Origin of the sequence: Nonomuraea zeae, assembly GCF_005889725.1 — a bacterium.
Lineage (GTDB): Bacteria > Actinomycetota > Actinomycetes > Streptosporangiales > Streptosporangiaceae > Nonomuraea > Nonomuraea zeae.
In genome coordinates this window covers 1-4,766 of record NZ_VCKX01000514.1, presented here as the reverse complement: position 1 = coordinate 4,766, position 4,766 = coordinate 1, and the positions used below count along the sequence as shown (strand labels likewise).

Genomic DNA, 4,766 nt, shown 5'->3' with positions numbered 1-4,766 from the left:
CCCTCGTACCCCGCGATCAGCAGGCACCCGGAACCGCCGGACCCACCGGACCCGCCGGAACCGCCGGACCCGCCGGACCTGCCGGACCTGCCGGAACCACTGGAGCCGCCCGAGCCGATCGTGTCCGGCCGGGCCAGGCCGATCATGGTCTCCGTCTCGTCGGACAGCCGCAGCACCACGGGAAGCGGCCCCTCCTGGGCGAGCGCGCGGACGGCCGCCGACCCCGCCGCGAACGACGCGAACCGCCAGCCCTCGTAGCGCCGCTCCGCGGGGATCCGTCGCACGCGCAGCCGCAGCGAGGTGATGACGCCGAAGGCGCCCTCGGAGCCGAGCACGAGCTGGCGCAGATCCGGCCCGGCCGCCGACTTGGGCGCGCGGCCCAGCTCCAGGGTGCCCGACGGGGTGGCCAGGGTGAGGCCCACGACCATGTCGTCGAAGCGGCCGTAGCCCGCGGAGGCCTGGCCGCTGGAGCGGGCCGCGGCGAAGCCCCCGAGCGTGGCGTACTCGTAGGACTGTGGGAAGTGCCCGAGCGTCAGCCCGTGCCCGGCGAGCAGCCGCTCGGCCTCGGGAGCCCGTAGCCCCGGCTCGAAGTCGGCCACCATCGACTCGGCGTCCACGGACCGCAGCCGGTCGAGCCGCCCGAGGTCGAGCGCGATCACCCCGGCGAAGCCCTCGCGGGCCGCCGCGAGCCCGCCCACCACCGAGGTGCCGCCGCCGAACGGCACGACCGCGACCCGCTCGTCCGAGCACAGCCGCAGCAGCGCCTCGACCTCCTCGTGCGAGCCGGGCAGCACGACGGCGTCGGGCGCGTCGGAGCCGTCTCCCGCGCGCATCCGCAGCAGGTCCGGGGTGGATTTGCCACGAGTGTGACGTACGCGTGCCTCGTGCGAGGTCAGCACGTGCGCGGGGCCCGCGATCTCGGCCAGCGCGGCGAGCAGCGGGGGCGGCAGTGCGACCGGCGGGAGGCGTACCGACTCCAAGGAGGCGGCGGGGGCGGCCGGTGCGCGCACGCCGAGGAGGTCGTGCAGCAGCTTGCGGATCTCCTCGGGCAGCTCGCGGGCCTTGGCCGGGTCGCCCCACCCCGACCACGACATCGGCTCTCTGGGCACGCTCATGTCTCTAGGCACGGTTACACTGTGACACATGACGTCGATTCGTCACAATGAGGGCGTGCTGGACGCGGCCCGCGACTGCGTGCTGGCCTACGGGGTGCGCAGGACGACGCTCACGGACGTGGCGCGCAGGGCCGGGGTGTCGCGGATGACGCTCTACCGCCGCTGGCCGGACGTACGCACCCTGGTCGCGGATCTGATGACCAGGGAATGGATACGCGTGGTCGAGGGGCTGGACATGTCGGACCCGGTGCGCGCGGTCGTGGCGGGCGTGCGGGGGCTGCGCGCGCACCCGCTGTGGCGGAAGATCGTGGAGGCGGATCCCGAGTTGCTCATGCCGTACCTGCTCGACCGGCGTGGCGCCAGTCACGAGGCCGTGCTGGCCCTGCTCGAACAGGCGGTCGGCGACCCGCGCAAGGCACGGGCGGTGCTGCTGGTGGCCCAGTCGTTCCTGCTCTCCGCGCCCACCATGCTCGACCCCGTGACACTGGAAGAGCTCGACGCCGAGCTCGCCGTCCTGCTGGAGGCCTATCTTGGATAGCTCGCTGAACGCCCGCAGACGCTCCCGCGAGTTGCGCGAGATCGCCGAGGAACGCGTGGACGTGCTGGTGGTGGGGCTCGGGGCGACGGGTGCGGGAGCCGCGCTCGACGCCGCGACCCGGGGTCTGAGCGTAGCGGCGATCGACGCCCACGACCTGGCGTTCGGGACCTCCAGGTGGAGCTCCAAGTTAGTGCACGGCGGGCTGCGCTACCTGGCCAAGGGGCAGGTCGACGTCGCCTACGAGAGCGCCGTCGAGCGCGGGATCCTGCTGCGCACGACAGCGCCGCACCTGGTCAAGGCACACCCGTACGTGCTGCCGCTGACCAAGGAGGTCTCCAGGCGGCAGGCGGCGCTGGTGATGTCCGGCTACCGGCTCGGCGACGGGCTGCGCGCCGCCGCCAGGACGCCGCGCCGGCTGCTGCCGGGACCCACCCAGCTGAACGCCTCCCGCGCCCACACGCTGGCGCCGATCCTGAGCCAGGACGGCCTGCGCGGCGCGCTGCTGTCGTGGGACGGCCGCCTGCTCGACGACGCCCGGCTCGTGGTGGCGATCGCCAGGACCGCCGCCGCGCACGGAGCCCGCGTGCTGACCCGCTGCCGCGCCCTGCGGCTCACCGACCGGGGCGCCCAGGTGCGCGACGAGCTGACGGGCGAGGAGTTCACCATCCGCGCCGGCGCGGTGATCAACGCGACGGGGGTGTGGGCCGGGACGCTGGACCCGCAGGTGAAGCTGCGACCGTCGCGCGGCACGCATCTCGTGCTCGCCCCCGGGACGCTGCCAGGGCTGATCGCGGGCATGCATCTCCCCATTCCTGGAGAGACCAACCGATTCGCGCTCGTACTCCCCCAGCGCGACGGCCGGATCTACGTCGGGCTCACGGACGAGCCGGTGGACGGGCCGGTGCCGGATGTTCCCGAGGCACCCGAGGAGGACGTCAGAACGCTTCTGGAGGTGCTGAACGGGGTTCTTGAGGCTCCGGTGACCAGAGAGGCGGTTGCGGGCGCGTACGCGGGCCTCAGACCCCTTCTGGGGGCAGACGGGCGCACGGCCGACCTGTCCAGGAGGCACGCGGTGCTGTCGGACGGCGCCCTCGTCACCGTAGTGGGCGGCAAGCTGACGACATATCGGCGGATGGCCGAAGACGCGGTGGATCGAGCGGTCTCGTCCGGGAAACTCCGAGCGGGGCGGAGCCGTACCCGGCGGACCCCGCTCGTCGGAGCCGGCCCGCAGCCGTCCGGGGTGCCGCCACGCCTGGCCGAGCGGTACGGGAGCGAGGCCGAGTCGGTGCACGAGCTCGTCAAGGCGTACCCGGAGGAGGCCGGGCTCGGCATCACCAAGGGCGAGCTGCTCTGGTCCGTCAGGCACGAGGGCGCGCTCGACGAGGGCGACCTGCTGGACCGGAGGACGAGGATCGGGCTGGTCAAGCAGGACCGGGACCGGGCGCTGAGTGCGACACGCGCCGTTTTGGCGGAAAGCATCCCCACGTAAATGCGCCAACCCGTTAGATTAGGCTTACCTAAGTCGAACGGGGAGGGGAACAGGCGTTGGCGACGGGCTGCGAGCATCCCAGCGGATGCCACACCGGACTGGTACCCACTTTGGCCAGTGCCACTGTGGGAGCCAGGCTGTGGCTGCTCATCGAATACACCGGAGCCTGGCCCTCCCGCCTGGAAAACTTGGAACTTCCTGAAAAAATCTCAAGGCTCGTGCAGCGGGCGCTCGAACGCGGTATCCGGCCCCAGCTCATCCGCCGGCCCGGAAAGCGGACCCGCCCGGAGGAGCAGGGGATCCGTGTGCTAGTGGGGTACGCGGCGGGCGATCGCCCCTGGCTGGCACAAGGCGTCATCGCAGGTCCTGACGATCTTGACCTGGACGCGCTGGTGGCCGGAGTGGTCCCGGAGTCCTGCATACTTGAAGACGAGCCGGTATTTCTGGTCTGCACGCACGCCAAGCGCAATGTGTGCTGCGCCCGCATTGGACTACCCCTCGCTCGATTCCTGGCAGAATCGCTGCCGGACAGAGTGTGGGAAACGTCACACGTTGGCGGCGATCGTTACGCCGCCAACCTCGTGTGCTTGCCACACGGAATTTTCTACGGCAGCATGTCTCAGGCTGCTGCACTGGCAGCGGCTAACGCGTACCGGTCGGGCGAGGTCATTCTCGACCGCTACCGGGGACGCGCAGGCATCCCTGAGCCATTGCAGGCCGTCGAGCACTTCGCCCGAGCCCATACGGGAGAGTGTTCTGTCGGCGCAGTGGCCGTGGAATCCTCCAGGTCGGACGGTGACGTCACCGCAGCCATCGTGTGCTGCGGAGACGTCCGGTTCCAGGTTGTGGTTGAGCCATCGGCGTTCACAGCGCCGTGTGGTACGGCTTGCGCCGAGACGATCACCACCTACCGGCTGGTTTCGCTGGACAGGCTCACGCCTGTGCGGTACGCCACGCCCGCCCTCACCTGAACATGGGAACATCACGGCCCGACCCTGCGTTGGAACAGTGACGCCAAAAGCGTCCAATGCGGCTCAATTACCGAAATACCTCTCACGAAGGTGGTTTTCTCATGTCTCAGGTACGTCGGCAGCTCGCCCGCCCGCGCCCCAGCTGGGGTTGGCAGGATGATGCCGCGTGCCGGGGTGAGGACCTCGTGCTCTTCTTCGGCCCCGATGGGGAGCGGCAGCCCGAGCGTGACGTACGTGAGCGGAAGGCCAAGGCGATCTGCGCCCAGTGCCCTGTCCGCAACGAGTGCCTTGACTACGCGCTGTCCCGGCCCGAGAAGTACGGCACGTGGGGCGGTCTCAACGAGGACGAGCGCGCTTCCGAGCGTCGCCGTCGCATGCGCCGCGCGGCCAGCGCCGGCATCTCCGCGGCCTGACACACCCGGCAGCGTCACGATCATCGCGTGATCACGCAGTTGTCCCGATGAACCGGAGCCTGGCCCTCCATGTCCAGGCTCTGGCGAACCCGGTCGGCGCAACTGCCTGATCAAGCGCCTCACTCCGCACGACCACAGGACCACCCGCCCGTCACCGGGCCGGGTGGTCTCTGTCGTCCTGCCCTCACACCCGACCCGCCCGGCCTCGCGCCTGGTCCGCCCGGCCCCTCCGCCGAGGCC

5 protein-coding genes are annotated in these 4,766 nt (G+C 71.0%); 4 read left to right on the top strand and 1 reads right to left on the bottom strand.

The window, feature by feature from the left end:
• The coding region (locus ETD85_RS60270) for an FAD-binding oxidoreductase (protein WP_138698762.1) at positions 1–1,094 on the bottom strand (1,094 nt) is incomplete at its 3' end.
• 49 nt (positions 1,095–1,143) lie between these two features.
• Between ETD85_RS60270 and ETD85_RS60265 the strand changes: the two genes are divergently transcribed.
• The 4 genes from ETD85_RS60265 to ETD85_RS60250 all read left to right on the top strand — a co-directional run bounded on the left by ETD85_RS60265 (position 1,144) and on the right by ETD85_RS60250 (position 4,526).
• Positions 1,144–1,653, top strand: a complete 510-nt coding sequence (locus ETD85_RS60265) for a TetR/AcrR family transcriptional regulator (protein WP_138698761.1) — start codon at positions 1,144–1,146, stop codon at positions 1,651–1,653.
• On the top strand, positions 1,646–3,142 hold the full coding sequence (locus ETD85_RS60260; protein WP_138698760.1) for a glycerol-3-phosphate dehydrogenase/oxidase: 1,497 nt from the start codon (positions 1,646–1,648) through the stop codon (positions 3,140–3,142). The genes ETD85_RS60265 and ETD85_RS60260 overlap by 8 nt, the downstream gene beginning before the upstream one ends.
• A 125-nt stretch (positions 3,143–3,267) precedes the next feature.
• Positions 3,268–4,113, top strand: a complete 846-nt coding sequence (locus ETD85_RS60255; protein WP_240780141.1) for a sucrase ferredoxin — start codon at positions 3,268–3,270, stop codon at positions 4,111–4,113.
• A 101-nt stretch (positions 4,114–4,214) separates the two neighbouring features.
• Entirely contained in the window at positions 4,215–4,526 is a 312-nt protein-coding gene (locus ETD85_RS60250; protein ID WP_080036407.1) for a WhiB family transcriptional regulator, read from the top strand.
• The last annotated feature ends 240 nt before the right edge of the window (positions 4,527–4,766 follow it).